General features: G+C 71.5%; 24 protein-coding genes and 1 pseudogene. 12 read left to right on the top strand and 13 right to left on the bottom strand.

Features of this window, described 5'->3' with window-relative positions:
- Positions 1–7 precede the first annotated feature (7 nt).
- From paaC to Ari01nite_RS11590, 4 genes are all read left to right on the top strand, one after another.
- Positions 8–886, top strand: a complete 879-nt coding sequence (paaC, locus tag Ari01nite_RS11605; protein WP_203781183.1) for a 1,2-phenylacetyl-CoA epoxidase subunit PaaC — start codon at positions 8–10, stop codon at positions 884–886.
- Positions 880–1371, top strand: a complete 492-nt coding sequence (paaD, locus tag Ari01nite_RS11600; RefSeq protein ID WP_438872163.1) for a 1,2-phenylacetyl-CoA epoxidase subunit PaaD — start codon at positions 880–882, stop codon at positions 1369–1371. Before paaC ends, paaD begins: the two co-directional genes overlap by 7 nt.
- 1 nt (position 1372) lies before the next feature.
- Positions 1373–2431: a 1,2-phenylacetyl-CoA epoxidase subunit PaaE gene (gene paaE / locus Ari01nite_RS11595; RefSeq protein WP_203781181.1), complete on the top strand. Its 1059-nt coding sequence runs from the start codon at positions 1373–1375 to the stop codon at positions 2429–2431.
- 94 nt (positions 2432–2525) lie between these two features.
- Positions 2526–3266, top strand: coding sequence for a maleylpyruvate isomerase family mycothiol-dependent enzyme (locus Ari01nite_RS11590; RefSeq protein ID WP_203781180.1), 741 nt, complete (start codon positions 2526–2528; stop codon positions 3264–3266).
- A gap of 7 nt (positions 3267–3273) precedes the next feature.
- On the opposite strand, the gene Ari01nite_RS11585 is transcribed toward Ari01nite_RS11590, so the two are convergent.
- From Ari01nite_RS11585 to Ari01nite_RS11565, 5 genes are all read right to left on the bottom strand, one after another.
- A complete protein-coding gene (locus tag Ari01nite_RS11585; RefSeq protein ID WP_203781179.1) occupies positions 3274–3723 on the bottom strand; it encodes a DUF5994 family protein in 450 nt (149 codons plus the stop codon).
- A 140-nt stretch (positions 3724–3863) separates the two neighbouring features.
- Positions 3864–4805: a nitroreductase family protein gene (locus Ari01nite_RS11580; protein WP_203781178.1), complete on the bottom strand. Its 942-nt coding sequence runs from the start codon at positions 4803–4805 to the stop codon at positions 3864–3866.
- Between the two features lie 281 nt (positions 4806–5086).
- A complete protein-coding gene (locus Ari01nite_RS11575; RefSeq protein WP_203781177.1) occupies positions 5087–6151 on the bottom strand; it encodes a nitroreductase family protein in 1065 nt (354 codons plus the stop codon).
- The gene (locus Ari01nite_RS11570) at positions 6148–6414 is read right to left on the bottom strand and encodes a hypothetical protein (protein WP_203781176.1); all 267 of its coding nucleotides are present in this window, start codon (positions 6412–6414) and stop codon (positions 6148–6150) included. Before Ari01nite_RS11570 ends, Ari01nite_RS11575 begins: the two co-directional genes overlap by 4 nt.
- 719 nt (positions 6415–7133) lie before the next feature.
- Complete coding sequence (locus Ari01nite_RS11565; protein WP_203781175.1) at positions 7134–7865, bottom strand: TIGR03089 family protein; 732 nt, start codon at positions 7863–7865, stop codon at positions 7134–7136.
- A gap of 59 nt (positions 7866–7924) precedes the next feature.
- Here Ari01nite_RS11565 and Ari01nite_RS11560 point away from each other — a divergent pair, with 59 nt between their 5' ends.
- Positions 7925–8467, top strand: coding sequence for an RNA-guided endonuclease InsQ/TnpB family protein (locus Ari01nite_RS11560; protein WP_203781174.1), 543 nt, complete (start codon positions 7925–7927; stop codon positions 8465–8467).
- Positions 8468–8480: 13 nt separating this feature from the next.
- Here the strand turns inward: Ari01nite_RS11560 and Ari01nite_RS11555 are convergent, their stop codons facing one another.
- The gene (locus tag Ari01nite_RS11555) at positions 8481–8723 is read right to left on the bottom strand and encodes a peptidoglycan-binding protein (RefSeq protein WP_239162666.1); all 243 of its coding nucleotides are present in this window, start codon (positions 8721–8723) and stop codon (positions 8481–8483) included.
- Between the two features lie 409 nt (positions 8724–9132).
- Between Ari01nite_RS11555 and Ari01nite_RS11550 the strand changes: the two genes are divergently transcribed.
- Positions 9133–10041, top strand: a complete 909-nt coding sequence (locus Ari01nite_RS11550) for a S1C family serine protease (RefSeq protein WP_203781172.1) — start codon at positions 9133–9135, stop codon at positions 10039–10041.
- A 202-nt stretch (positions 10042–10243) separates the two neighbouring features.
- On the top strand, positions 10244–11953 hold the full coding sequence (locus Ari01nite_RS11545; RefSeq protein ID WP_239162665.1) for an ATP-binding cassette domain-containing protein: 1710 nt from the start codon (positions 10244–10246) through the stop codon (positions 11951–11953).
- Here the strand turns inward: Ari01nite_RS11545 and Ari01nite_RS11540 are convergent.
- Entirely contained in the window at positions 11874–15374 is a 3501-nt protein-coding gene (locus Ari01nite_RS11540) for an ATP-binding cassette domain-containing protein (protein WP_203781171.1), read from the bottom strand. The genes Ari01nite_RS11545 and Ari01nite_RS11540 overlap by 80 nt on opposite strands.
- Positions 15375–15485: 111 nt before the next feature.
- On the opposite strand from Ari01nite_RS11540, the gene Ari01nite_RS11535 reads away from it, so the two are divergent.
- Positions 15486–16388, top strand: a complete 903-nt coding sequence (locus tag Ari01nite_RS11535; RefSeq protein ID WP_239162664.1) for an aminoglycoside phosphotransferase family protein — start codon at positions 15486–15488, stop codon at positions 16386–16388.
- Positions 16389–16433: 45 nt separating this feature from the next.
- On the opposite strand, the gene Ari01nite_RS11530 is transcribed toward Ari01nite_RS11535, so the two are convergent.
- The 3 genes from Ari01nite_RS11530 to Ari01nite_RS11520 all read right to left on the bottom strand — a co-directional run bounded on the left by Ari01nite_RS11530 (position 16434) and on the right by Ari01nite_RS11520 (position 18600).
- Positions 16434–17615: a metallophosphoesterase gene (locus Ari01nite_RS11530; RefSeq protein ID WP_203781170.1), complete on the bottom strand. Its 1182-nt coding sequence runs from the start codon at positions 17613–17615 to the stop codon at positions 16434–16436.
- 16 nt (positions 17616–17631) lie between these two features.
- The gene (locus Ari01nite_RS11525) at positions 17632–18291 is read right to left on the bottom strand and encodes a hypothetical protein (RefSeq protein ID WP_203781169.1); all 660 of its coding nucleotides are present in this window, start codon (positions 18289–18291) and stop codon (positions 17632–17634) included.
- Positions 18292–18360: 69 nt separating this feature from the next.
- On the bottom strand, positions 18361–18600 hold the full coding sequence (locus Ari01nite_RS11520; protein WP_203781168.1) for a hypothetical protein: 240 nt from the start codon (positions 18598–18600) through the stop codon (positions 18361–18363).
- Positions 18601–18764: 164 nt separating this feature from the next.
- Between Ari01nite_RS11520 and Ari01nite_RS11515 the strand changes: the two genes are divergently transcribed.
- Genes Ari01nite_RS11515 through Ari01nite_RS11505 form a run of 3 tightly spaced genes read left to right on the top strand, consistent with a single transcriptional unit; the run spans position 18765 to position 21087 of the window.
- Positions 18765–19562, top strand: a complete 798-nt coding sequence (locus tag Ari01nite_RS11515) for a polysaccharide deacetylase family protein (protein WP_203781167.1) — start codon at positions 18765–18767, stop codon at positions 19560–19562.
- Positions 19559–20626 carry a glycoside hydrolase family 26 protein gene (locus Ari01nite_RS11510; RefSeq protein WP_203781166.1) on the top strand — a complete coding sequence of 356 codons (1068 nt, stop codon included), beginning with the start codon at positions 19559–19561 and terminating at the stop codon, positions 20624–20626. The genes Ari01nite_RS11515 and Ari01nite_RS11510 overlap by 4 nt, the downstream gene beginning before the upstream one ends.
- Positions 20623–21087, top strand: coding sequence for a DinB family protein (locus tag Ari01nite_RS11505; protein ID WP_203781165.1), 465 nt, complete (start codon positions 20623–20625; stop codon positions 21085–21087). Before Ari01nite_RS11510 ends, Ari01nite_RS11505 begins: the two co-directional genes overlap by 4 nt.
- Before the next feature lie 98 nt (positions 21088–21185).
- On the opposite strand, the gene Ari01nite_RS11500 is transcribed toward Ari01nite_RS11505, so the two are convergent.
- Entirely contained in the window at positions 21186–21827 is a 642-nt protein-coding gene (locus Ari01nite_RS11500) for a DUF4360 domain-containing protein (RefSeq protein WP_203781164.1), read from the bottom strand.
- Positions 21828–21995: 168 nt separating this feature from the next.
- On the opposite strand from Ari01nite_RS11500, the gene Ari01nite_RS11495 reads away from it, so the two are divergent.
- Positions 21996–23006, top strand: a complete 1011-nt coding sequence (locus Ari01nite_RS11495; RefSeq protein ID WP_203781163.1) for a LacI family DNA-binding transcriptional regulator — start codon at positions 21996–21998, stop codon at positions 23004–23006.
- A 71-nt stretch (positions 23007–23077) separates the two neighbouring features.
- On the opposite strand, the gene Ari01nite_RS11490 is transcribed toward Ari01nite_RS11495, so the two are convergent.
- The gene (locus Ari01nite_RS11490) at positions 23078–23917 is read right to left on the bottom strand and encodes a hypothetical protein (protein WP_203781162.1); all 840 of its coding nucleotides are present in this window, start codon (positions 23915–23917) and stop codon (positions 23078–23080) included.
- Positions 23914–26841, bottom strand: a pseudogene (locus Ari01nite_RS11485) (hypothetical protein); the annotation flags it as partial. The gene Ari01nite_RS11490 and the pseudogene Ari01nite_RS11485, both read right to left, overlap by 4 nt.

Here is a 26841-nt window from a genome sequence, read left to right as displayed (position 1 = left end):
GTCCGACATGCCCTTCGACGCCGCCGCTTACGAAGCCCTCACCGACCACGAGGACGACGCCCGCTGGGCGTACGGCACCGGCTTTGCCGACCCGCTGGCCGGGGTGCCCACCGCCGTTCCCGACGACGTCGACCGCGCCGACCTCGCGGCGTACTGCCTCATGCTCGGCGACGACGCGCTGATCATGTCGCACCGCCTCCAGCAGTGGGTGACCCGCGCGCCCGAACTGGAGGACGAGTTGGCGATCGCCAACATCGGCCTCGACCTGCTCGGCCAGGCCCGGCTGCTGCTGACCCGGGCCGGCGAGGCCGAGGGCCGCGACCGCGACGAGGACGCCCTGGCCTACCTGCGCGAGCCGGCCGAGTTCCGCAACGTGCGCCTGGCCGAACGCGCCGACGCCGACTTCGCCCACCTGGTGGCGCGGCTGCTGGTCTTCGCCACCTGGCGGCTGGCCCTGCTCGACCGCCTGGCCACCTCGCGCGACCCGGTGCTGGCCGCGATCGGCGCCAAGGGCGTCAAGGAGCTGACCTACCACCGCGAGTACGCGGCCGGCTGGGTCGTGCGCCTCGGCGACGGCACCGATCTGTCCCACTCCCGGATGGCGGCCGCCGTGACGGCGGTGCAGCCGCTGGTGGGTGAGCTTTTCCAGCCGCACGAGATCGAGGTGCGGCTGGCTTTGTCCGGCGTGGCGGTCGACCCGTCGACCCTGCGCGCCGAGTTCGACGACGTCCTGACCGAGGTTTGTCGCGTCGCCGCCCTTCCTCCGCCGGCGCCTGCCGCTCCAGCCGTGACCGGTGGGCGCGACGGGCAGCACGGAGACGAGCTGGGGGCGATCCTCGCCGAGATGCAGGGCCTCGCGCGGGACGTGCCGGGTGGTGTGTGGTGAGCGCGGCCGACGTCGTCGGGCGGGTCACCGATCCGGAGTTGCCGATGGTCACGCTGGCCGAGTTGGGCATCGTGCGCGAGGTCCGGGAGAGCACGGACGGGGTGGTCGTCGCGATCACGCCGACCTATTCGGGGTGTCCGGCGATGGAAGCGATCCGGGACGACATCGTGACCGCGCTGCGCGGCGCCGGGTTCGCGCGGGCGGAGGTGCGTACCGTCCTCGCACCGGCCTGGACCACCGACTGGATCAGCGAAACCGGCCGGGCGAAACTCGCGGCCGCGGGCATCGCGCCGCCGGGCGCGGCACCGCGGCGCGGCTCGGGACCGGTGCCGCTGCGGCTGGGCGCCCGGCCCGCCGACGTGACCTGCCCCCGGTGCGGGCAGCTCGAGACCGAACAGATCGCGGCGTTCAGCGCCACCGCCTGTCGTGAGCTGCGGCGGTGTCCCGCGTGCTACGAGCCGTTCGAGCACGTGAAGGAGATCTGACGTGGCCGGGCGCGACTTCCACCCGCTGCGGGTCGCCGCGATCGAGCGGTTGTGCGACGACGCCGTGGCGGTCACCTTCGACGTGCCCGACTCGCTGGCCGCAGCATATTCGTTCCGGGCCGGGCAGTCGCTGACCGTGCGGCGGCCCGCCGACGAGCGCGACGAGCGGCGCAGCTATTCGATCTGCGCTCCGGTCGGTGCCCGGCCGCGGATCGGGGTGCGCGAGGTGCCCGGCGGCGTGATCTCCAGCTGGCTGGTGCGGGAGCTGCGGGTCGGCGACGAGGTCGAGGTCGCGCCGCCGTCCGGCACGTTCACGCCCGACCTCGATGCGGGCGGCCGGCACGTGATGATCGCGGCCGGCTCGGGGATCACGCCGGTGCTGTCGATCGCGACGTCGCTGCTGCGGCATCCCGCCGCGCAGATCAGCATCCTGTACGGGAACCGGCACGCCGCGACGGTGATGTTCGCCGAGGAACTGGCCGACCTCAAGGACTCGCACCCCTCCCGGCTCGAACTGGTGCACCTGCTGTCCCGGGAGGCGCGCGAGGTCGACCTGCTGAGCGGCCGGCTGGACGCCGCCAAGCTGCGCACCCTGCTGCCGTTGCTGATCGACGTGCCGGCCGTCGACCACTGGTGGCTGTGCGGACCGTTCGGCCTGGTCACCGACGCCGTCGAGGTGCTCACCGAGTCGGCGGTGCCACCCGAGCGGATCCATCGCGAGCTCTTCTGGGTCGACGAGGCGCCACCCGAGCCGCAGCGCGCCGAGCGCACCTTCGACGGGCCGGTCAGCGAGGTCACCGTCATCCTGGACGGCCGCTCCACCACGGTGCCGGTCCCCGAGGACACCACCGTGCTCGAGGGCGCCCAGCGAGCCCGGCCCGATCTGCCGTTCGCCTGCAAGGGCGGCGTGTGCGGCACCTGCCGGGGACGAGTGATCGAGGGCGAGGTGGCGATGCGCCGTAACTTCGCCCTGGAGCCGGCCGAACTGGCGGCCGGCTTCGTCCTCACCTGCCAGTCCAGGCCAGCAACCGAAAAGGTGGTGGTGACCTACGACGAGTGAGCGATTCCGCAGCTTTCGGGGCAGACCCGGGCCGGACCGGCGGCGCAGGATGAGACGTGTGCCGGCGCTCGGCCGGCCGGGTTGAGGGGGTGCGGTGTCTCACGGTGACGTCTTTGACGATCTCGAGGCGGAGCAGGATCAGCTCGAGGCGCTTCTCGGAAAGCTGACGCCCGCCGACTGGGCGAGCCTGTCGGCGGCCGCCGGGTGGAGCATGGCGGACGTGCTGCTGCACCTCGCGCAGACCGAGGAGGCGGTGGCCACGGCGCTGGGGGAGGGCGCAGCGGTCGACTGGCGGGGCTACGGCAGCAACGTCGACGGCGCCATGGCCGCGATGGTCGAGGCTGAGCGGGGCGAGCCGACCGCGGTGTTCCCGCGCTGGCAAGCCGCGCGGCGGGCCTCGGTCCGGGCGCTGCGGGCCGCCGATCCGCAACAGCCGGTGCCGTGGGTGGCCGCGGCGCTCAAGCCCCGGACCCTGGCAACGACGCGGCTGGCCGAACACTGGGCGCACGCGCTCGACATCGCCATCCCGCTCGGCCTCGACTATCCGGACACCATGCGGCTGCGGCACGTGGCCTGGCTGGGCTTCAGCACGCTGCCCTACGCCTTCCGGATCGCCGGCGAACAGCCGCCCGCGGTGTTCTGCGACCTGGTCGCGCCGGACGGGTCACCGTGGCAGTTCGGCGACCCGTCGGCCGAGTCGGTGATCGCGGGCCCGGCCGCCGCGTTCTGCCGGGTCGGGGCGCAGCGCCTGGCACCTGAGGAATCAGGGCTGCAAACCCGTGGCCCGTACGGGGAAACGGTCCTGCGACTGCTCCGGAACTACGCCGACGTCTAGTGCCGCGTCAGCCGGCACCGTCGGTGACGGGGTCGGCGAGTTCGGCGCGCGCGGTTTTGTCGTAGGCGTCCGTCGCGGCGGCCAAAGCGGTATCGGCTGCGGCTGGTGTCGCGTCGGGCGGCACTACCAGCAGGTCGAAACGGTCGCGGCCGAACTCGGTCATGATGGTGACCAGCCCGGCCGGTTGTGAGGTATACCAGCCGAGCCTGGGTGCGGTCCGTCCTAGCAGCAGCCGGCGAGGATGGGGTAGGTCCCATTCGGTGGTGCCGAGCAGTACGTGGGTGATCTCGCCGCGAAGGCCGGCAAGGGCTTGGAGCAGCAGGGGGAGTTCGGCTTGGGCGTCGGTGGTGCGGGGCCACCAGGCTCCGTCGAGGGCGGCTTTGCGGGACGGCCCGTCGCCGAGCTTGAGTCGTAGGGCTGCTGGTGCTGGTGCTGGTCTGGTCGTGGTGCCGGTCATGACAAACTTCTTCCTCTCGGGCGTCGCTGGGGGCACAGCCGCCGGTGTTACCTGAGGCTTTGTGTTGCGCGGGAACCTCGGCCGGGGTTCCTGTCGTGCACCTGCGGCTCGTCTGCGGAGCCGGCCGCCGTTCTCGGAGGTCAGTACCGTTCGATGATCTGGCCGGCGGGTAGGCGTCGTGTGCCGCCGTCGGCCGGGTCGACAGTGCGGAGGCGGAGCACCAGGTAGGGGTAGCCGATGCTGGCGATCATCGCGCGCATCGCCTGGCGGGTGGCGATGGTTTCGATCGGTGCGCTGTGCGGCATAACCGAGACGCCGTGGCAGGTCGCGGTGAGCCAGCCGGCGGAGAGTGCTTCCCCCGCGCGTAGCCAGTTGAGCGGTTCGTCGGCGCTGTCGTGAAGCATGACGAACACCGCGGCCTTGTCGCGTCGGGCGGTGATCGGCAGATCGGTGTGGCCGCCGAAGTCCCGGCCGGGTGCGGTGGCATCGGGGATGCTGGTCCAGCAGATGCGTCCAGCCTGCCAGGCGAGGTCTGCCGCTTGGGTGCGTTGGGCGTGGTCGGCAGCGGCGACCAGTTCGAGGAGCTGATCGGGTCGAAAGGTGTGCAGTCGGGTGCCCTGTGCCTCGATGGCAGCGGTGATGGCAGTCAGGGCTTCGGGGCCGGGTGGTGTGTCGGTGACTGACCCCTGGTCGGTGTACCGCGACGAGATGATGTGCAGAAGTCTCACGGACATGAGGTCGATCGGTGACCTGCGATCGACGTGGAGCCGGGCGAGCAGGTCAGCGTCGGCGCCCTGCAGCATTCGGGTCACCGTGATCTGCCAGCCGTGCGCGGCCATCGTGACGCGGGCGTGGTGGAGTGCCGCGCCACAGCTCAATGTCGCCAGCCGGCCGTCGGGATCGGAGGTCCGCATGATGCGGCTGCGGACCAGATGCAGGTCGAGCGTGTTGCCGGTGAGCCGCCACCGCCAGGGTTGGGTGTTGTGGATCGAGGGGGCGTGTCCGGCGGTTGTGGCCGCTTCGACGAGAGCCTTGGCGGCGGATCGGGTGTCGGTGAGGTGGGTCAGCGCGTCGATGTCCATGATGGGCGTCCTTGCGATGTGGTCACGCTGTCGGTCAGGTCCGGTCCGGGCGGGTCTTCACGGTGCGGCGGATGCCGGCGTTGCTACTAGATGCGTTGTCGACCATCAGTTGGTGCAGCGCGGTGGCATGGCCGGCCAGGCCGGGAGGTAGTGGGCGGCACCTCTGGTGAAGCGCCGGACATCAGGTCGTATCGCGGCTATTGCAGGCATCCCAGGCCGGCTGCCACCAGGGTTCCGCCTGACCTGGCGCGTCGTGGCGCTGCCGGACAGGCAGGCGATGATCAACGAGGGCGGGGTTCGGGAACAAGGAGAGCCGTGGTCGGAGTGGCCGACGGCGGTGTCGCACGCAGGTTCTCGTGGATGCCGGAATGCGACGCCGCCCACGGGGTGTCGGCGTGGTCAGGGCGCTCGATGGTCTGTACGGCCGTCAGCCGTGAGGTGTGTGCGGCGCGGGCCGTTTCGGTCGCGTGGTGGCCCAGGCGCATCATCAGATATGGATAGCCCAGGTCGGGTACCGCCCGGCGCAGGATCTCGCGGGCGTCGGCGTGCTCGATCGGCGCGCTGAACGGTAGGATCGACACCTTGAGCCCGGTGGCCACCAGGGAACCGGCGGAAAGTGCCTCACCGGCATGGAGCCAGTCCAGGTTCCGATCGTGGGGACCGTGCAGCACCGCGAAGGTCGCGGCCCGGTCGTGCTCGCCGCGGGCGATCGGCAATCTCAGGTCGTCCAGGGCGCCGGCGATGCGGTCGCCGCCGGCCCAAAGTGCCAGTTCCGTGTGCCATTGCGCATTGGCGGGTTCGGTGTTGTCGGCGTTCGCGGTCGCCACGGTGAGTCCGAGAATCTGGTCCGGCCGGAGCACCGCGAGGCGGACGTGCTGGGCCTCGAAGGCGGTACAGATGGTCCGTAGACGCCTCGGCTCGATCGGGCCGCCGGTGACCGGGCGCAGGTCGGTGTGACGCAGCTTGATGGCACGGGCCAAATTGGCGGTGTCCGGACTGACCGGGGCGGCGCCGTCGATGTGCAGGCGTGCCAGGTGGGCCGGGTCGGCGGCGTCGGGCCGGCGGGTCACTGTCACCCGCCAGCCTCGCGCGGCAAGGGTGAGGCGGGCGTGGTGCAGGGCAGCCCCGCAGCTGATCGTGGCGAGGCGACCGGCGAGGTCGGCGAACTCGGACGTTTGCCCGGGGTCCAGGAAAAGGTCCAGAACCCCGTCGCCCAGCCGCCATCGCCACGGCTGTGCGTTGTGCGCCGAGGGCGCCCTTCCGGCCGCGACGACCGCCCGGTAGAAGGCCTCGTTGGCGGTGCGACGGCTGACCGCGCCTACCGCGCTGGGCGAGGCCGCTGTCATCGGACTGTCCGATTCCGCAGCGGGCCGAGCCCGCCGCCCTCGTCCTCCCACACGTTCTCGTCCTGCCCGGTTCCTGGCGGGTCCGGTGCGCCGGGTGCCGGACCGGGCGGGGCCACGCGCATCGTGAACGTGCCGCCGTCCGTGCAGAACACCTTGACCATCGTCGAGGGCTGGCCGGCCGCATAGCCGATGCTGGCCGTACGGCCATCGGTGATGATCCGGCGAGGCAGCGGCTCAAGGAATCGGTGTGGCTCGAGCTGCACCGGAGGCGGCTCGGGACAGGCCGGTGATTCGGGCTGATAACTGAGTGATGCCATGGGGCGTTCCCGTCGTCGGGACCAACGCAGGCGCGGGCCCAACCCGATGACAAGGGCGAGACGAGGTCCACCGAGGCCGGTGAAAGGTGCGGCATCCGGCAGCGCCGGGCGCCGCACACCGGCCGAGGCCGGCACCGATGACGAAGCCACCGGTCACCACCCACTGTACGCGCCGTCGGCCCCCGAGGCGCGTACGGTGAGGAGTCAGAGTGACCGATTTGTCGACACCGAGCCGGCAATCAACCTCGATCGCGCCAGCATCGACCCTGCCCGGCGTTCGCCGGTCAGGGGCCGGGTTGCTCCGCATCCAGGCTGCCGCCTGGTCGAACCAGCTCGAACCGCACGACGGGCGGCCCGGGTGGCCCGCGCCGTCTGCGAGCAAGCCTGACCCACTCGAGATTTCTGTCATGAACGGCTGACTGGCGGCGCCGCCGACTCAGTGGCCTGTTGGCCCTGTCCGATTGTCAGGGTTTGTCGGCGACGAGTACCTCGGTGGTGAGGAACAACGCGGCGATCGACGCGGCGTTCTGCAGCGCGGAACGACTGATGACCCGACGACACCGGCGCCGACCGCGCACCGTTCAGCGCGTTCGCCGACGGTTCAGTTCATCGGGCTTGCCATCAGCTGTGCCAGCTTTGGAACAGCTGAACCGGCACCGTGTGGGCTAGTCGCCGAAGATGTGCGTCACGCGTTCGCGGGTGACCCGGTCGTCCAACCGGGACCGGTCGAGGTTGGCGCAGAGCACGATGGACGCGCCGACCGTCAGCGGTGCCAGCAGCCAGATCAGTGGGTGCTCGCGGGTTGTCACGTCGATCAGCACGCGGTCGCCGGGCTGCAGGCCGCGGGACTCGGCGATGCCGACGGCGACCGATTCGTACTCCCCGTAGGTGGAGCCGTCCACGGTGGCCGCGTCGCTCCAGCCCACGGTGGCCGTGGGCGGGGCGGCGCCCAGGTAGGGCCGGATCTCGGTGGCGAAGTCGCGGTAGCCCTCGGGGATCTGCGGCGCCGGACCGGCCTCGGGGGCGAACCCGAGCACGAACTGGTGGCAGCCCGCGGGAACCTCGTCGAGCCAGCTGCCGGCCCGGTTGAGTGCCACGAACGTCGCGTCGAGCGGGTCGCCGGCGGGCTCCAGGCCGGCCGTCGACCAGCCGCGGAACGACACCTCGACGCCGGCCGACCAGGCGCCGAGCAGAACCGCGGCGGTCTGCCAGTGTGCCGGCAGCAGCACCGCGACCCGGCTGCCCGGTCCGAGCCCGCAGCCCTCGGTGAGCAGGGCTGCCGTTGCCGCCGACCAGCCGCCGAGCTCCGCGGCGGTGAGGCCGGCGCGCTCGCCGGTCGCATCGTCGTAGTAGGTGATCAGCTCGTCGACGTCGGTGCGGTGGAGGCTATGCGTCATCGGATCTCCTCCGTGGATACCCGGCTGTTCAGGGCCGGGAGGAGACGGAGGATATGGCCGTGCGGCGTGTCTCCTCCGTCTTCACAAGATGGTTCCGCTGGAAGGACGGCCGGCTCATCGACGCCGGTCTCGCCTCGTTGCTCGCCCTGTCGACCGGGGAGAAGGTCGTCAACCCGCGGTTCGAGCGGGCCGACCGTAAGCGGCTGGCCCGTGCCCAGCGGGCTCTGGCGAGGAAGGAGAAGGGCCAGGACCGGAAGAACCGGGCGAAAGCCGCTCTGAAGGTCGCTCGCGTCCATGCCCGGATCACCGACCGTCGCCGTGACCATCTGCACAAACTGACCGCCCGACTCGTTCGTGAGAACCTGTGCTCGACGTGTGGTGCCCTCGCTGAGCGGATGCCGCTGAACGTGCGGTCGTGGACCTGCCGGTGCGGCACCGTCCACGACCGCGACGTCAACGCGGCCCGCAACATACTGGCCGCCGGACTGGCGGTGACAGCCTGTGGAGACGGTGTAAGACCTCAACGAGAGTCCTCTCGGACAAGACGACCGACGGTGAAGCAGGAAACCCCGAGGGCGACCACGGGAATCCCCGTCCTTTAGGGCGGAGAGGATGTCAAGCGGCAAACTTTAACCGGTTTGCGCACCGCACCAGCAGATGAACGGTCCGGGGTCCGGCGACGCCGTCGGGTTCGAGGCCGGTGCGGACCTGAAAGGCGCGGACCGCCGCGGCGAGATCCTCGCCGGGCGGCGGACCCACATCGGCGAGCAGGGCACGCAGGGTCACCGGATCGACCGGCGGGGGCGGCACGGACCAGCCGATGATGCCACCAACCGCCGTGCCGACCACGCTGAGCATTCGTTTGGGGGACATGCTTCCAGGATCCGCGGGGTGGCACGGAGTGGCATCAGACCGAGGTACCGAAGTGCGCGGCGGGTATGCGACTTTCGGCCGATGCGGCCGCCCCGGCGAACGGGTTTCGGGCGGTGGGGGTAGGGCGGGTTCGGCCGACGGCGGTGCGGTGGCGGTGGCGCGTCCGGCCAGGGTCAGCAGCACGCATCCGGCCGGAGCCGCCACGGGGACCAATCGGGTGAAAAGCACCCGTGGACCCTACTGGCACGCGAGCCGGTGAACCGGCGGCTCGCCCACCGGCGTGTGGCTGATGCGACCCGGACGGTGTACAGCGAATCCACAGATGCTTCACCGGTGGCGAACAAGTTCTCGCGCAACTGTTGACGCATCAGCCAAACCGAAGCGAGGCGGCGCCATGACCGACATGATGTCCCGGCCCAGGTATTACCACTACGACGACGAGCAGTACGCCGGCGCCGACCGCTACGACCACACCGCTCCGCCGCCGCCCCCGTCCCCGCCGTACTATTTCCCGCCCTCCTCACCCAATCCGCGGCGGTGGCCGCGCCGGGTAGCCGGCGGGGCCGCCCTGGTCGCGCTGGTCGCGGGTGCCGGCACCGCCGGTGGCGTGCTCGCGGACCGCTACCTGATCGACCACCCGGCGGCCGTCGCCGCCAGCAGCAGCGGGGCTACCACGACCACCCCGATCGCGGAGAGCAACGACCTGGCCGCCGTCGTCAAGACCGTGCAGCCCAGCATCGTGACGGTCCTGGTCGACAGCAACCGGGCCTCCTCGCTCGGCTCCGGCGTGGTGCTCAGCGCGGACGGCCTGGTGCTCACCAACAACCACGTCGTCGCGACTTCCGGCACCGTCAGCGTGCGGCTGTCCACCGGCCGGACCGTGCCCGCCGAGGTGGTGGCCACCGACCCCAGCAACGACCTCGCCCTGGTGCAGGCGCGCGGGTTGTCGGGGCTCACTCCGGTGACGTTCGGCGACAGCTCGACCGTCGCGGTCGGTGACACGGTGTTGGCCTTCGGCGCGCCGCTCGGGCTGGAGAACACGGTCACCTCGGGCATCGTCTCGGCCCTGGACCGCAGCATCAACACCGAGAGCGACCGGCTGTCCGGCCTGCTGCAGACCGACGCCGCGATCAACCAGGGCAACTCCGGTGGCGCGCTGGTCGACGCCTCCGGTCACGTGGTCGGCATCAACGTCGCGATTGCCACGGCCGGCGAGGACAACACCGGCAGCATCGGCGTCGGCTTCGCGATCCCGTCGGACAAGGTGACCCAGGTCGTGAAACAGCTGGAAAGCCAGATCTGACACCGGAACGGTGGGGCCGCCGCCCGGCGACCCCACCGTTATGCTGGGTGCATGTGTCGCACATACATGAAGCCGTGGACCGGCCGCTGACGGCGGCAGGGTCCTGGTGAACTGATCTAGCTCTGCCTTGCCGTCCTGGGCGTTCCTACGCCGGGCGGCTTTCTCTCGCTGCCCGGCTCCATGACGAGCCGAAAGCAGAATCGTGACCGAACTTGAACGGGATTTGGCCCAGGGTGGCGACCTCCCGGCCGGCGACCGTGCGCACATCCGGGCCGGCAACCTGCGGGTGGTGCTGGGCGGCCGGGTCGTTCTCTCCGACGTCACCGTGACCGTTTCCGCGGGTTCGCGGCTGGCCGTGGTCGGCGAGAACGGGCGGGGCAAGACCACCCTGCTGCGCGTGCTGGCCGGTCTGACCGTGCCCGACCACGGAACGGTGCAGCGCGCCGGCACCATCGGGCTGGTCCAGCAGGCCCTCGACGCGAGCGACGGCGAGACCGTCGGCGCCGTGATCGACGGCGCCACCCGGGCCTCCCGGCTGGCGTTGCGGGCGCTCGACGCCGCGGCCGACGCGCTGGTCGAGGGCCGGGACGGGGCCGACGCCGGATATGCGGCGGCTCTCGACGCGGCCACCCGGCTGGACGCCTGGGACGCCGACCGTCGCGTCGGTGTGGCCCTGGCCGGGCTCGATGCGTGCACCGACCGGGCCCGGCCTCTGTCCACTCTGTCCGTCGGGCAGCGGTACCGCGTACGGCTTGCCTGTCGGTTGGGGTCGGATTTTGACCTTTTGCTGCTGGACGAGCCGACCAACCATCTGGACGCCGACGGCCTGTCGTTCCTGACCTCGCGGTTGCAGCAGCATCGGGGCGGCTTTGCACTCGTGACGCACGATCGGGCGCTGCTGCGGGACGTGGCGGAGGAGTTCCTCGACCTGGACCCCACGCCGGACGGCCGGCCCCGCGGCTATTCTGGTGGCTACCGCGGCTGGCAGGACGGACGAGCGAAAGTCTGGGCCGGTTGGGTCGCGGAGTTTGAGGCTCAACGCGACGAGCACCAGCGTCTTGCCGTGGCGGCGGACGAGGCGCGTGGCAGGCTCAGCACTGGCTGGCGCCCCGACAAGGGCACCGGGAGACACCAGCGGCAGAGTCGCGCGCCGGGTGTGGTGCAGGCGTTCCGGCGCCGGCAGGAGGAGCTTGATCGCCATCGGATCACCGTGCCCGAACCGCCGCGCCGGCTGCATCTGCCGGAGCTGGGCGGACGGGCCGGCGAGCCGTTGCTGCGGTGCGACGGGATCACCTTGGCGGGACGACTGGACCGGCCGGTCAGTCTCGTGCTCGACGCCGGCGACCGGCTGCTGGTGACCGGGCCGAACGGCGCCGGCAAGTCGACGCTGCTCGCCCTGCTGGCCGGCGAGCTGACGCCGTCGACCGGGGAGGTCCGTGCGACGGGTGCGGCGCGCATCGGGCATCTGCGGCAGGAGACCACGGGTGCCGAGCGGCTGCCTGACGGCCGGCTGCCGCACGACAGGCTGTCGCTGGGGCAGCAGCGCCGGCTCGACCTCACCAGGCAGCTGGCCGGGGGTCCCAACCTGCTGATCCTGGACGAGCCGACCAACCACCTGGCGGCCACGCTGGTGGACGACCTGACCGCGGCTCTGCGGGAGACCGGAGCCGCGATCGTGATCGCCACCCACGACCGGCAGATGCTGGCCGACCTCGCCGACTGGCCGGTGCTGCGGCTCAGCCGGCCAGATGACCCCGGCGGTCAGCCGGGCCCGGCGCTGGGGCTCAGCCGGCCAGGTGACCCCGGCGGTCAGCCGGCCCCGCAGCTGGGGCTCAGCCGGCCAGGTGACCCCAGCGGTCCGCCAGTTCCTGCCACGTGCCCTGGTCCTCGACCCGGCCGCCGATCAGGATGACCACCTTGTCGGCCTGGCTCAGCGCCGCCCGCTTAGACGTTGAGCCGACCACCGTGACGCCGTGGCCGCGCAGGGCCTGCCACAGCTCCAGCTCGGTGGTCACGTCCAGGGCCGAGGACACGTCGTCGGCGATCAGCAACTCGGTGCGCGGAGCCAGCGCCCGGGCCAGCGCCAGCCGCTGGAGCTGACCGCCGGACAGCCGGGTGCCCTTGTGGCCGATCAGCAGCTGGAGCCCGCCGCCCGACGCGGCCAGGTCGTGCTCCAGCTGCGCGGTCGACACCGCGTCGGCCGCGTCCAGTTGCTCGTGGCCGAGCCGGATGTTGTCGGCCACCGTTCCGGAAAGCACCCGGGGCAGTTGGGCGACGTACCCGACCTGGTTGGGCCGCAGGAACAGCTCGGGCTCGTCGACCAGGCTGCCGTTCCAGCGCAGCTCGCCGGTGTGGTGCACGATGCCGGCCAGGGCGCGCAGCAGCGACGACTTGCCCGACCCGACCGGGCCGACCACCAGCACCAACTGGCCGCGGTCGACGGTCAGGTCGACGTCCTGCGCGCCGACCGTGCCGTTCTCGTGCACGGCGCTGAACCGGCACAGTTCCAACCGTTCCAGCGGGTTGCGGGCCGCGGTCGGCGGCGCCGGTGCGGTGCCGGCCGCCAGGTCGACGCCGGGCACCTCGGAGGAGTATTCGGCGATGCCCGACATGGCCACCGTGCGCCTGGTCCACACCCGGGCCGACGGGAACTGGGACACCAGCGACGCGGTGGTCCAGGCGAACCAGCGGGCCGCGCCCAGGGTGGCCACCGCGATCAGGGTGGCCGCCGCGGACAGCCGGCCGTCGAGATAGAGCGACCAGGCCGCGATCGGCAGCAGGCCGCTGACGATCGAGGGGGTGGAGCGCGCCCACACCTGGATCGCGATCTCGCGGCGCTGCCGCTCGCTGCGGACCGTGTCGAGCCGGGCCAGGTGGGCGAGCACCGGCACGGTGGCGCCGGCCAGTTTGACCGTACGCGCTGCCGACAGCGACGACACCAGCGCGGTTGCGAACGCCGCCCGGGCCGCCACGGTCCGCCGGGCCGCCTTTTCCAGCCGCGGGCCGAACAGGGTCGCGGCCAGGCCGGAGACCACCATGGTGCCGACGAAGAACAGGGCCGGCACGATCGACTGGGCTGCCGCCGTCATGACCCCGATCAGGATCAGGCTGGTGAAGTTGTCGATCAGGTTGTCGGCCAGCATGACCACCCGCTCGGTGTCGCCGCCCTGGGCGACCACCTCGGCCGGGGTGTGCTTGCTGACCCGGCGCGGCCCGATCTGCCCGCGCACCAGGCGCAGGCTGATCCGCAGCATCTGGCGGACCCACCACTCGGGGAACCAGGCGCTGGTGTAGTACAGCGTCGGGATCGCCACGATCAGGCCGGTCGCGATGCCGATGGCGGGCAGCATCGGGTTGCCGACGCCGTCCACCACGTGCGCCCAGAGCAGCGGCAGGATCGCGCCGTCCAGGCCCAGCATCACCAGCACCACGAAGATCCCGACGGCCGCCAGCCCGTACCGCGGATCGTTGAACGCCAGCCGCACGATCTCGCGCATGGTGCGGTCGCGCGGCGGTTCCGGCAGCGGCGGCGGGTCGACCGGGGTCAGCGTGTTGGCCAGTGCCTCGGCACCCAGCTCGACCTGCGCCGCCCCGAGCTCCCATCGATTGGCCCAGTCGCGCTCCGCGACCAAGACCCCGCCGCTGCTCGCGCCGGTGGCCGGCACGGTCAGGTTGCTGCTGGCCATCAGCTCGGCGAACCGGCGCGACTCGGCCATCGGGCCGGCCTCGAGCACTTCGCCGTCGGCCAGCACGACCACCTCGTCGCAGCGCTGCACCGAGGAGAGCCGGTGCGCCACGATCACGCCGATCCGGCCGTCGAGCAGCCGGTCGGTGGCCCGCTGCACCCAGGTCTCGGTGACCGGGTCCATCCGGGCGGTGGCCTCGTCGAGGATCACCACCTGCGGGTCGCGGACCAGGATGCGGGCGAACGCGACCAGCTGCTCCTGCCCGGCGGACAACTTGTAGCCGCCCTCGCCGAGTTTGGTGTCGATGCCGTCGGGCAGGCTGGACGCCCACGGGGTGAGGCCCAACTCGTCGAGCGCGCCGGCCGCCCTGGGCAGCAGTTCGGGGTCGAACAGCGCGATGTTCTCGGCCAGCGTGCCGGCCAGGATCTCGGTGCGCTGCGGCACGATCGCGGTCCACCGGCGCAGGCCCTCGACGTCCAGGTCGTTGAGGTCGAGGGCGCCGAGGAACACGGTGCCGCGCGGCACGTCGACCGCGCGGGTGAGGACCTTGGCGAGAGTGGACTTGCCGGAACCGGTCCGGCCGATGAGCGCGTACGAGCGACCGCGCGCGAAGGTGAGGCTGACGTCGCGCAACGCCGGCGGGCGGGCGTTGTCCGACTCGGCGTACCGGAACGTGAGGTTGCGGACGGTCAGGTCGCCGTCGGCCGGCGGCACGCCCTCGGTGGGTTCCTGCGGCACGTCCTGGAGCATCTGGACCCGGCTCCAGGCACCGAGCGCGTTCTGCAGCTCGGGCACCATCCGGGTGACGTGCTCGAGGGTGCCGCCGAAGCCGAGCGCGAGCAGCCACACCGCGGTCAGCCGGGCGCCGTCGATGTGCCCGGTCATCAGCGCCCAGGCGCCGGTCACCACGAGCACCGCGATCAGGCTCCGGGTGATGGCGCCGGCGCCCATGGTGATCCGGGCCGAGGACGTCCAGACCTTGCGACCGCGGGACAGGACCGCGCTGGCGCGCTGGGCATACAACCTGAGGACGTACGGTGCGGCCAGGCTCGTGCGTACGTCGTCCTGGCCGTGGATGGACTCCTCCATCACGGCGGCCAGGTCGGACCACGCCTCCTCCTCCGAGATCCGGAGCGGGGAGATCCGGCGGATCGGCTTGTGCATGGTCAGGAAGAGCAGGATCGACACGATCACCATGCCGACGCCGGCCGGCCACCAGGCGATGAACGCGGTGACGATGGAGAGCGTGGCCACGGCGATGGACTGGGTGATCCGGATGCCGCTGCCGCGCAGTTCCGAACCGACCTGGTAGACGTCCGAGTCGATCCGGTCGAGCAACTCGCCGACCGGCGTGTTCTCCAGCGTGGGCAGATCTTGACCGAACGCCACCCGGTTGAGCCCGCGCCGCACCCGGGCGGCCCAGTCGGCGGTGAGACGGGCGGCGACGAGGCCGACCACGACATCGCTGAGCACCGATGCGACGAGGGCGGCGGCGAGCACCACGAACAGGGTGGCGGACCGGTCGACCAGGACGGCACCGGCCAGCGCGAGTGCGCCGGCCTGCCCGGCGGCGCCGAGCACGATCAGCGCTGCCACCAGCGTGGTGCGGCTGCGGGACGTGGCCCACAGGTCGCGGAGCAGACGCATGAAGACAACCTCTCGGCGGAATCGGCGGTACCCCCATCCTGCGGTGGCGGCCGGAGGGTCTTCAACGGAATTACGTGGCTGCCGGATATCACGTGTGTCACCCTGTCGCCCGTGCGAGATCTTCCGGCTCCGGTGCGAGCGACCGCGCAGGGTGTTTGCGCCCACGACTGGCTCGCCGATTTGCCCGGGCTCGTCTGCGACCTCGCCCGCGAGTGGGATCTCACGCTGGGTGAGGCGTTCGGCGATGCCACCGAGGCGTACGTCGTACGAGTGACGCAGGGCGACGGCACGCCCGGGGTGCTCAAGCTGCCCGTTCCGCGTCGCGGGGGAGCGGCGGCGCGCAACGAGATCACCGTGCTCCGGCACGCCGCGAGCTGTTGCCGGCTGCTGCGGTGTGACGAGGAGCGCGGCGCCCTGCTGCTGGAGCGGCTCGGCCCGGCGATGTCGCAGCTCAACCTGCCGCAACCGCGCCGCCTGGAGATCCTCTGCGATCTGGCACGCGCGATCTGGCAAACCGGGGGTAGCGTGGGCGCCGGCCTTCCTGATGGGGAGACAAAGGCCGAGTTTCTGATCGACAAGATTCGTCGGTTGTGGACGGAACTGGGTGAGCCGTGCACGCGCCGGGCGGTCGACGACGCTCTCGTCGCCGCGGAGAGCCGGCGGCGTGCCTTCGACCCGCGGCGTGCGGTGCTGTCGCACGGCGACGTCCACCAGTGGAACGCGATGAGCTCCGGTGACGGCTTCAAGCTGGTCGACCCCGACGGGCTGTGGGCCGAGCCGGAATACGACCTCGGCGTGCTGATGCGCGAGGACCCGGACGAGTTGCTGGCGGGCGACCCGCGCGACCGGGCCCGATGGCTGGCGGCCCGCACCGGCACGGACGCCCAGGCGGTCTGGGAGTGGGGCCTGGCCGAACGGGTGTGCTGCGGCCTGGTCCTGACCGCCGTAGGCGTCGAGCCGATCGGCACCCGCATGCTGGCCGCCGCCGACGAGATCAGCCGCCGCGGCGCCTGAGCGGGCGGGCCGCGCAGGGCCGGGCTGGTCAGGCGGTGTGGAGGGTCAGGCGGTGTGGAGGGTCAGGAGGGTTATTTCGCTGGGGGCGAAGACGCGGAACGGTGGGCCCCAGAAGCCGGTGCCCCGGCTGGTGTAGAGCTGGGTCCGGGCGGAGTGGCGGGTCAGGCCCTGCAGGACGGGCTGGTCGAGGCGGACCAGGTAGTGGAAGGGCCAGATCTGGCCGCCGTGGGTGTGGCCGGAGATTTGCAGGTCTATGCCGTGGGCCACGGCGCCCTGGATCTGGGCGGGCTGGTGGGCCAGCAGCAGGACCGGGAGGTCGGGGTCGGTGCCGGCCAGGGCCGCCTCGTGGTCAGCGTGGTGGCCGGGGACGCCGGAGCCGGCTGCGGTCCGGTCGTCGACGCCGGCTACGACCAGGGCGTCGTCGCCTCGCTGGACCACTACGTGGCGGTTGTGCAGGGCCTCCCAGCCCAGGGCGGCCATGTGCTCCACCCAGCGCTGGGCGCCGCTGAAGTATTCGTGGTTGCCGGTCACGTAGACGCGGGCCAAGTCGGCGCGGATGTCGCCGAGTGGGGCGGCCTGTTCGCGGCGCTGGGACACCTCGCCGTCGGCTATGTCGCCGGTGTGGGCCACCACGTCGGGGTCGAGCGCGTTCACGGCCGCGGTGACGCCCTGGGACCAGCGGGCCCGGTTGATCGGGCCGTAGTGGGTATCGGTGAGCAGCACCACCCGCAGACCGTCCAGGGCGGGGCCGAGGCGGGGCAGCGTGACGTCGACCCGCCGGATGCGCGGGACACGCATCGCTTCGGCGTACCCCCAAAGGAGCAGGACCAGCGCGATCAGGGTGACCACCGCGGTGGCGATGCGGTAGCGAGCCGGCTCACCGACGCCGGCCAGCCCGAGGACCACCGCCAGCAGTTGGCCGAGCAGCGACCAGACGAACAACACCCAGATGATGCCGAGCATGGCGTCGGCGATCCGGGCGGCGCCGTCCAGATGGCGGCGGCCGTGCCCGGCGAACATCAGCGCGGGGAAGAGGACCAGCGCGAGCGCGAAGAGGATCGTGCCGGCGACGACTACGGGAGTGGGCCAGTGGTTGCCCCCGGCGATCAGGGTCGCCCACGGCACGCCGAACAGCAGTAACAGAATCGCGGTCAGGGTCAGTCCGAACCTGACAACGCGGGGACGGCGCCGGCGCGGTTCGGCCTCCACCGTTTCACCAACAGACACCGTTGAAGCATGCCACTCAGGCGGGGGCAAGTCCCAGGCGCAGGCCCGCCACACCGGCGGGGGAGAGCGGACGGGCGGTGGCGCGGTTGAGTTCCTCGCGGACCGACGCCGGTAACTCGTCGGCGAGCGTGCGCAAGCGTGGGTAGAGGTCGAGCACGTCGCGGTGGGTCAGCGCGCCGACACCGATGAGCAGGCCGTTGATCGCGCCGGGGTCGCGGGCCAGTTCGGCGCAGAGTTCCATCCGCCAGATCGGGTCGTGCACGTGGGTGGCGAACTCGCGGGCGATCCGGTTGCCGGACGGGGAGGCCATCTCCAGCCGCGCGTGCCGGCCGGAGCGGGCCAGGACGGGGGCGAGACGGCAGGCGATCCCGAGCATCCGGGCCAGTTCCGGGACGGTGAGCACGTCGAGGCCGAGCGAGCAGGAGGCGCAGAGGCGCTGGTACGTGGTGGCGTGCACGACGGAGGCTGGCCGTGGGCAGTCGCCGAGCGGGCCGCACAGCCGGTCCAGGATGATCTCGGCGAGGGTGCCCTCGTGGTCGAAGCGGCCAACGCCGAAGTAGGCGGCCGGGCGGCTGCGATAGTGGGCGAGCGCGGTACGGGCGCTGACGTAACCGTCGGGCTCCACCCCGATGCGGGGGACGCCGTTCTCGGTGTGTAGTTGGATCAGTCGGAACATCTTCGTCGCTCCCGGTGGTTGAAGCGCCAACGTCGTTGACCGGGACTACGAAGACGGCGACGCCACGGTTCACTCCTCACTGCGAGTGAACGAAAAAATCCTCCTGCGGCGCTGACCAGTGAGCCGGAAGCAGTCGAAGGTTACGGCGTGTAGTGCATATACGCCGGATGCCAGGAGCAGCCACATCGCCGCGAAGACCGTCGCCAGCGTCGAGTCGAGCGCGTGCCAGGCCGCCGGGAGGGTGCTGACGCCGAGCACGAGAGCGGATTCGACGGCCGCCTCACCTAGCCGGAGTTGATCAAGTGACATACCCTTCAGCCTTCCGGTTCGGGGTGGTGGCGCGCCTCGGTCCGGAGCGGGAACTGCGGCTATGACTTTCGGTAGAGGGCCAAAAACGGAGAAAACCCGCAATACGTACGAGGGTTCCGCCTAGCGTGGGACGACAGGGACCAGAGGCGTACAAGGACGATCCCGTGACCGTGTGGACCGCCATGCCGGCGCTGATGTACCACTCCGTGTCGGCCGTCGAGGGCCCGATGCGGGACCTCGCCGTGCCGCCGGGCCTGCTCGCGGAGCAGTTGGACGCGCTTACCGAGGCGGGATACCGGCTGGTCGGGCTGAGCGAGGCACTCGACCTGCTGGACGCCGGCAGCACCGACAAGCTGCTCGCGGTCACCTTCGACGACGGCTACCGGGACTTCCTCACCGCCGGCGTGCCCGCCCTCCGCAAGGCCGGCGCGGGCGCCACCCTCTATGCCTCGGTCGGCCACCTCGGCAGCCAGGCCCGCTGGCTCGGCCGCTGGGCACCCGCCTTCGGGCCGATGCTGACCTGGGACGAACTGGCCGAGGTGGCGGCCGCCGGCGTCGAGATCGGCAACCACGGCATGATCCACCACCCGCTGGACGTCCTGCCGTCCGACCAGTTGCGCCGCGAGGTGGTGCGCAGCCACGAGGAACTCGAGCAGCGCCTGCAACTCAAGGTGCGCTCGTTCGCCTACCCGCACGGCTACCACAGCCGCCGGGTCCGCGGGGTGGTGGCCAGCACCGGGCACGACAACGCCACCGAGGTGGGCCGCCGGATGCACACGCCGGCCGAGAAGCGGTTCGCGGTGCCCCGGTTCCAGCCCACCCCCGGGCACTCCGGCGGCGATCTGGTCGCCCTGGTCGGGGCCGCCGAGACCGGCCTGGTGTCCCGGCTCAAGCAGGTCGCGCAGCCCGGGTGGCGGCTGGTGCGCCGGATCGCGCGCGCGGGCGGCTGGAACCTCACGTGAGCCCAACCCACCGGGCGGAGTCACTGGTCAGCCGCCGTGCCGCGCTTGCCGGTGGCGCCGCCGCCGTGCTGATGACCGCCGGTGGGCTCGGCCTGGTCCGGCTGCTGACCGGCGGCCGGTCGGCGACCACCGGCAGCCCGCCCACGCCGCAGCCGTCCGCCGCCGCGGCGTCCGCATCACCCGCGCCCGCGAAAACCCTCCCGGCACCGGTGAAAATCGGCGGCGGCCCGGTGGTCGGATACAGCAACAAGACCATGCTGGGCGCGTACCTGGAACTGTCGGGAATGTCATTGCGTGAGGCCGTCGCCCTGCGTAGGAAACAGCTCGGCCGGGACTACAAAATCATCCATGTCTTCTACGCCTGGACGGACAGCCTGCCCGCCAGTGTGGACGGCGCGCCGGCCGGCTCCATTCCGATGGTGTCCTGGCGCGGCACCTATCACGACGACATCCTGAGCGGGAAACACGACTCGCTGATCCGGGCCAATGCGCGCCGGCTGGCCCGCGACGGTAAGCCCAAGTTCCTGCGCTGGGGCTGGGAGATGAACGGAAGCTGGTACGCCTGGAGCGGTCCCAAGAACGGCAACAATCCGGCCGGGTATGTCGAGTGCTGGAAATACCTGCGGAAGTTGTTCAAGGACGAGGGCGCCGACAACATCTCGTGGGTGTGGAGCATCAACTGGAACTCGCAACCGGACACCACGGCCAACCGGTTCCAGGCCTATTATCCCGGTGACCAGCACGTGGACTGGGTGGCGATCTCCGGTTACAACCTGCACCGCGAGCGGCCGGCCACGATGTTCGACGAACTGTACCGGGAGTACGCGGCCCGTAAGCCCATGATGATCAGCGAGGTGGGCTCGGTCGACTACGGCGGCAATTCCAAGGGCGACTGGAACACCCAGTTCGGCAAGTACGTGGCATCGAGGCCGAACATCGCGGCGGTCTGCTGGTTCGACACCGACACGCACCGGAACTATTCGGAGACGTGGCGGGTGGACACGAATGCGCACTCGCTGGCGACGTACAAGGCGATGGCGCGGAGCAGGCGGTTCGCCGGGTGACCGACCGCAAGCCGCCGGGCCTCGAGGCCGACGAGAAGACGACGCTGGCCGGCTTTCTCAACTATCTGCGCGACGCGATCGCGGCGAAGGTCGAGGGCGTGCCGGAACCCGAGGTGCGGGCGCCGGCCGTGCCGTCCGGCACCAGCCTGCTGGGGCTGATCAAACATTTGACGTACGTCGAGCGGTACTACTTCCTGGGTGCCGAGGTCCGCAGTTGGGCCGCCACCTTCAAGCCGACCGCGAAGGAGACGGCCGAGGGCGTGCTGGCCGGTTATCGGCAGGCGGTCACCGAGGCTAACGCGGTCATCGAGTCGTACCAGGATCTGAGCCGGACGGTGCCGAATGCGAAGTCAGCGCCGTCAATGCGCTGGCTGCTGACCCACCTGATCGAGGAGACCGGCCGGCACGCCGGGCACGCCGACATAATCCGCGAACAGATCGACGGCGCGACCGGCCGGTGACGGTTTTCAGCAGCGGTGCATTAGGGCGGTGCAGTAGGAACGTCAGGTCGCTGTCCGCGGCGGCCACCGGCACCCGTGGGTGGGCGCGTCGGCCGGGGTCATGGCGCCGGGCATTCGCTCCAGGTGAGGTGGAACGTCGAGAAGGCCGGCCAGCTGAGTGCCTGCAACGTGATCCAGCTGGTCTGGTCGGAGGCGGTGCCGTCGACGACTGTCAGTTCGGACCAGACGGTGAGTGCGGGCTGCTCGCCGCAGGGGGCGACGACCTGGTCGGCGGGCTCGATGACCTCGGTCACCTGCCAGTCGTCGTCCATCGGGCCGGTGAAGGGGTGTGCGGAGAAGGGGCCCGGTGCCGTACCGGCGAAGTTGTGGCGGGTGCGCAACCGGGCGGTGACGTCCGGTTCGAGGTGGGCGAAGCCGCGGAAGTCGGTGCGGGTCAGCGCGTAGGTCATGCCCTCGGGCGGATGGACCTGGAGGGTGACCTGGCAGGACTTCCGGAACTCCACCACACCGTCGGTGCTGGCCATGAAGGTGTCGTAGGCGAGATCGAAGCCGGTGTTGTCCGGCGGGATGACCACGAACACCGAGCCGGGCCGGCAGCCCGAGCCGTTCATCGCCAGCACGTCCACGACCAGCGGCGGGGTGGGCGGAGCGGGCGGGGCGGGCGGGGCGGGCGGAGCGCCGAGGGCGAGCGTCGATGCCAGGACCGTGGCCCAGCGCGCGGCGGACGAAATGGAGATCATGACGATGCCTCCCGGTGCAACCGGTCAAGGCATTGATAGTAGTCAATGCGCCGGCCCGACCTGGGCCGGCCGCCGGGCACAATGTGATGACCACGTCCGGATGGCGTTCGGCGCGGCCGTGACGGCGTACCTCCGGGACGGGTGTTCAACGTTGTAGAGTCCTGTACCGTGCCGCCCGGCCTGAAGGATGTCGCCGCGCGGGCCGGTGTCTCCGTCAAGACGGTCTCCAACGTCGTCAACGGTTATGTGCACGTGGCCCCGGACACCCGCGCCCGCGTGCAGGCCGCCATCGAGGCACTCGGCTACGTGCCCAACCTGGCCGCGCGCCAGTTGCGCAGCGGCCGCTCGGGCGTGATCGCGGTGGCCGTGCCGGAGCTCCAGTCACCATACTTCGCCGAACTCGCCGGGCTGATCGTGCAGGCCGCCGAGCGGCGGTCCTGGACCGTGCTGATCGACCAGACCGACGGGCAGGCGGAGCGCGAGCGCCACCTGGTCGCGGGCCTGCGCCGGCACGCCATCGACGGGCTGATCTTCAGTCCGCTGGCGCTCGCGGGGGAGGACCTCGAACACCGCACCGACATCCCGATGGTGCTGCTCGGCGAGCGAGTCTGGCACGGGCCGGCCGACCACGTGGCGATCGACAACACCGCCGGCGCCGCCGACGCCACCCGGCACCTGTGCGACCTCGGCCGGCGGCGGATCGCCGCGATCGGCGTGCAGGACGCGCCCTCGGCGGTGACCGCGCATCAACGCCTGGCCGGTTACCGGGCGGCGCTGGCCGAGGCCGGGTTGCCTCCCGGCCCGGACATCGAGGCCACCGTCGCGGGTTTCCACCGGGCCGACGGCGCGGCCGCCATGGCCCGGCTGCTCGACTCCGGCGACCCGCCGGACGCCGTCTTCTGCTTCAACGACCTGCTCGCCCTCGGCGCCCTGCGCACGCTGCTGTCCCGGGGCCTCGCGGTGCCCGGCGACGTGGCGGTGATCGGGTTCGACGACATCGAGGACGGCCGGTTCTCGACCCCCACGCTGAGCACCGTCGCGCCGGACGCGGTGCGGATCGCCAACCTGGCCGTGGAACTGCTCGCCGAGCGGCTCGGCGCCGGCGCGCCGGCCGCCGGACCGGCCCGCGAGGTGCGGGTCCAGCACCGTCTGGTGGTACGCGAAAGCACCGCCGGCTGACTTCCCCGGTGCACCGTCCGTTACCCGGGCGGCAACTTCTTGGGCTGCCGCATTGCGGTAGCCAAGGGCGCTCAGCCGGCCGCGACGATCACCGTGCGGTAGGGGAGTGAATCGCCGGCCCGGTACAGGCCGATCGTGGTTCGCTCCCCGCCGGGTACGGTCACGTTGCCGCTCCACCGGCCGTCTGAGCCGGCGGTCAGCTCCTGCCGGGACGACTCGGTGCCGACCGGTGAGGTCACCACCAGGGCGTACGCTCCGGCGCCCGCGGCCAGGCCGCTCGCCGAGACCGCCACCGAACGCTCGCCCAGGGGGTTGGCCGGCGACGGCGGCGCGGCCGACAGCTCGGTCACCGTCACGTCGTGGGTGTCCACCGAGGTGCGCACCGAATACCAGCTCGCCCCGCCCAGCATCGCCACCGCCAGCACCAGCGGCAGGACCGTGTGCTGCGGGCGGGCCGGCAGCAGTCGCCGCCACCAGCCCGCGGCCGCGGCCTCGCGGGCCTGGAAGACCGGCAGGATCAGGGTGGCGTCGGTCGGCGTCGGCAGCTTCGACGGGCCGCGCGACTTCACCGGCGCGGCCACCGGCCAGATCAGCATGGTGGCCAGGGCGAGCATGGTGATCACGCCGCTGACCCCTAGCCAGGTTCCGCGCTCCAGCGGCAGGCCGGCCACCCAGGCCAGCAGGCCGCCCAGCACCAGGGTGGCCAGGCTCAGCGCGGGCACCAGCATGATCCGCTCGACCGGGGTGAGCGCGATCCGGTTGCGGAACAGGGCCGCGGTCAGTGCAACGCCGGGCAGCACGAATGCGAGCACCAGGCCGCCCGCGATCCGCAGCACCTCCGGGCCGGTCAGCACGCCGGCGCCGGCCAGGAGCGTGAGGCCGGCCAGCACGGCGGACATCTTCCTGGTCACGACGACGCCCCCATCTGGTAGATCCGGATCACGCCGTTGTCGTACAGCTTGGACACCAGCGGCAGCGAGTCGAACTTGTGCAGCTGGCCGAGGGTGAGCGGCTCGGTGATCCGGCCGGCCCGCGGGTCGCCCTCGAAGTACTGCCCGTTGGTCGGCAGGTGCTCGGACAGCCGCTCGTCCACCACCAGGTAGCCGACCTGGAGGCCGGCCACCCGGGCGGCCTCGGCGTCGGTCCACATGTCGGCGTAGTACAGCTCGCCCACCTCGCGCACCGGGTTCTGCCGGCCGTAGGTGGAGGCCAGCGAGATCGACACCATGTCGCCGCCGACGCGATTGCCCGGGCCCAGGGTGTTCCGCTGATAAAGAGCAGAGGTGATCCCGTACGCGTCCACCGAGCGCTCGAATCCGGCGGCCAGATACGGTCCGGGCAGCACCTGCGCCGAGGGTGGCCACCCGCCGACGCGAGCGCCGATCATCAGCAACGTCACGACCGCGGAGCCGGCCAGCAGGCGTACCGTGAAGGTCCGGTCCGACGGCCGGGCCGGCGGCAGCGGTGAGACCGCAAGCCAACGCCTGCCCTGCGCGTCCTTCTTCGGGAAGAGCTTGGGCGACTGCACCAGCGCGATCGCGGCCACCACGGCGATCGGCACATAGGTGAAGGTGGAGAGCCGGCCGGCGATCTCCGGTCCGCCCGAGCCGAGGAACCGCACCCCGTTGCCGGCGAAGAAGACCACGGTGCCGGCCAGGATCGACCAGCGCCAGGGGTCGCGCTCGCCGCGGGCGATGGTGTCCCGGGCCAGCGCCAGAAAGAGCACGAGCAAAAAGACCAGACCCAGGCCCTGTACGCCGAGCTGCCAGAGCGGCACGTCGGTGGCGACGGCACCGGCGTCCTGGTGGTCGGTCATCAGTGTGGAGGCGGTCGCCAGCAGCCGGTCGAGAGGCGCTTCCAGGTAGGGGATGACGTCCCGGGCCACCAGCAGGATCCAGCCGGCCACCACCAGCACGGCCAGGACCGGCGCGATGAACGCCCGCCACGGCCAGCCCCGGGACACGAAGAACTCGGTGACCCCGAGCAGCCCGAGCGTCGCCACCAGCGCGAACGCCGTCACGTGGTGGCTGGCCGTGGTGAGCCCGATGCCGACGGCCGCGATCGCGAGGAACGGCCAGCCCGCGCCGGACCGCCACCGCCGTACCGCCCAAATGGTGATCATGAAGAACGGCAGCGCGGCGGTCTGGTACAGGTACATCGAGTTGAAGAACAGGTAGTGCAGCGTGGTCGCGTACACCACGCAGGAAACTCCCGCGATGGTCGGCGATCCGCTGGCCCGCAACACGAGCACGAACAGGGCCGCCACGAAACACAGGTGCGCCACGCCCGCGACCAGAATCCCGGACGCGAACACCGAGAGCCCGGTCAGTTGTGAGACGCCCGCGCCCATCTCGGCCAGCCCCGGGAAGTGCACGGCGGGCGGCAGAGCGTTGTTCGGCTGGAACAGCTCACCGGTGTCGTTGATGATCGTCGTGGCCAGCCAGTGCTGCAGTTCGTCCGGGAAGCGGAACTGGTCCGGACTGTAGAACCACTTGAGCAGATACTGGTTGAGCGCGAGCCCGAGCACCAGCACGATGCCTTCGGCCACCCCGGCGAGGCGCCGGCTGAGCACCCGGACCACCACCGGCGTGAAGACCACCACCTGACCGACCCAGTACGCGGCGATCGCGTACGGCGTCTCGTACCGGCCACCGGCGTAGGCGAGCGCGACGAGCACGACGCCGAGGCTGGACAGCGCCAGAATCCACGGTGCCTGCCCGAGCCCACTGGCGCGCGGGCGTTGCCGGCGTTCCTCCTTGGGCTCGAGCGCGTCCAGCGGCCGCGGCGGTTTCGGCGGATCGAGCAGCGATGTCGCCTTGGCCTTGGCGGCCGTCTCTTCCGCTGTCTTTTCCGGCTTTCCGGGCGCCGTCTTTTCCGGCACCGTGATGACCGCGGTCTGGGTGCCGGTCGGGGGCGCCGGTTCGGGCAGCCGGATGTCCGGCTGCCGTAGCGGTGCCTGCTCGACCTTGGCCTGCGGTTCCTTCTTGGGCGGGGCTTGCGGCTTGGCCTTGCCCAACGCCTTGGGCGCAGCCTTGCCGGTCACCTTCCGGGGCTTGTCGGGCAGCTTGATGACAGCCGTGTCCGACCCGGTGGGCGCGGCCGGCTCCGGCAGCCGGATGTCCGGTTCCCGGATCGGCATGGCCACGACCTTCGGCACCGCCTTGGCCGGCGGGACCGGGGCGCTGGCCTTGGCGGGCACCTGGGCGCTGGCCTTGGCTTTCGGCTCACCCGGTTTGGCCGGCGCCGGCCCCGCGGGCGCCCGCGGAACCTGAGCAGAGGCTTTCGCCGGAGCCGTCGGCGTGGATTGAGCCACCGCAGGCGGCTGCTGCCCGGCCGGCTTAGCCGGCACCTGAGCCGAACCCTTCGCGGCCGCCGGCGGCACCTGGGCGGCGGCCTTCGCGGCCGGCGGCACCTGAGCAGCGGCCTTGGCCGGCGGCTGCGGCACCCTGGCCACCGCCTTGGCGGGCGCCGGTGGCACCTGGGCCGTCCCCTTCACCGGACCCGGTGTGCCGGAAACGGCGGGCTTCGCCGGTTCGGCGTCGTCCTGCGGGTCCGGCAGCGGCTGGTCCGTGGCCGGGCCGACCACCTTTGACCGGCCCGGCTCTTCGACTTCTTCAGATTTTTCGTCCTTGTCGGACTTCGTCCCATCCTCGGCGAGGTCCGGCGTCGCGGAGGCGGCCTCGCTCTCGGGCGCGACCGCTTCCGGCCGGTCCCGGACGTCCGGATTCGGCGAGCTGTCGGCTTTGTCCGCCGGTCCCGGTTCGGTCTGGGTGTCCGGCTCCGCCGTGACCGCTGCCTGGTCGGCCGGGTCGGGTTGGGTCTGGGTGTTCGCCTT

The organism is Paractinoplanes rishiriensis, from assembly GCF_016862375.1.
Classification (GTDB): Bacteria; Actinomycetota; Actinomycetes; order Mycobacteriales; family Micromonosporaceae; genus Actinoplanes; species Actinoplanes rishiriensis.
This window is presented reverse-complemented; position numbering and strand designations above follow the sequence as displayed.

Bases quoted from the DNA above. Each gene is read 5' to 3' on its own strand.
- paaC (WP_203781183.1), top strand. From the start codon at position 8: ATGCCCTTCGACGCCGCCGCTTACGAAGCCCTCACCGACCACGAGGAC.
- Ari01nite_RS11585 (WP_203781179.1), bottom strand. From the start codon at position 3,723: ATGACCGGCACCACGACCAGACCAGCACCAGCACCAGCAGCCCTACGA.
- Ari01nite_RS11580 (WP_203781178.1), bottom strand. From the start codon at position 4,805: ATGGACATCGACGCGCTGACCCACCTCACCGACACCCGATCCGCCGCC.
- Ari01nite_RS11575 (WP_203781177.1), bottom strand. From the start codon at position 6,151: ATGACAGCGGCCTCGCCCAGCGCGGTAGGCGCGGTCAGCCGTCGCACC.
- Ari01nite_RS11565 (WP_203781175.1), bottom strand. From the start codon at position 7,865: ATGACGCATAGCCTCCACCGCACCGACGTCGACGAGCTGATCACCTAC.
- Ari01nite_RS11555 (WP_239162666.1), bottom strand. From the start codon at position 8,723: ATGCTCAGCGTGGTCGGCACGGCGGTTGGTGGCATCATCGGCTGGTCC.
- Ari01nite_RS11550 (WP_203781172.1), top strand. From the start codon at position 9,133: ATGACCGACATGATGTCCCGGCCCAGGTATTACCACTACGACGACGAG.
- Ari01nite_RS11540 (WP_203781171.1), bottom strand. From the start codon at position 15,374: ATGCGTCTGCTCCGCGACCTGTGGGCCACGTCCCGCAGCCGCACCACG.
- Ari01nite_RS11525 (WP_203781169.1), bottom strand. From the start codon at position 18,291: ATGTTCCGACTGATCCAACTACACACCGAGAACGGCGTCCCCCGCATC.
- Ari01nite_RS11520 (WP_203781168.1), bottom strand. From the start codon at position 18,600: ATGTCACTTGATCAACTCCGGCTAGGTGAGGCGGCCGTCGAATCCGCT.
- Ari01nite_RS11500 (WP_203781164.1), bottom strand. From the start codon at position 21,827: ATGATCTCCATTTCGTCCGCCGCGCGCTGGGCCACGGTCCTGGCATCG.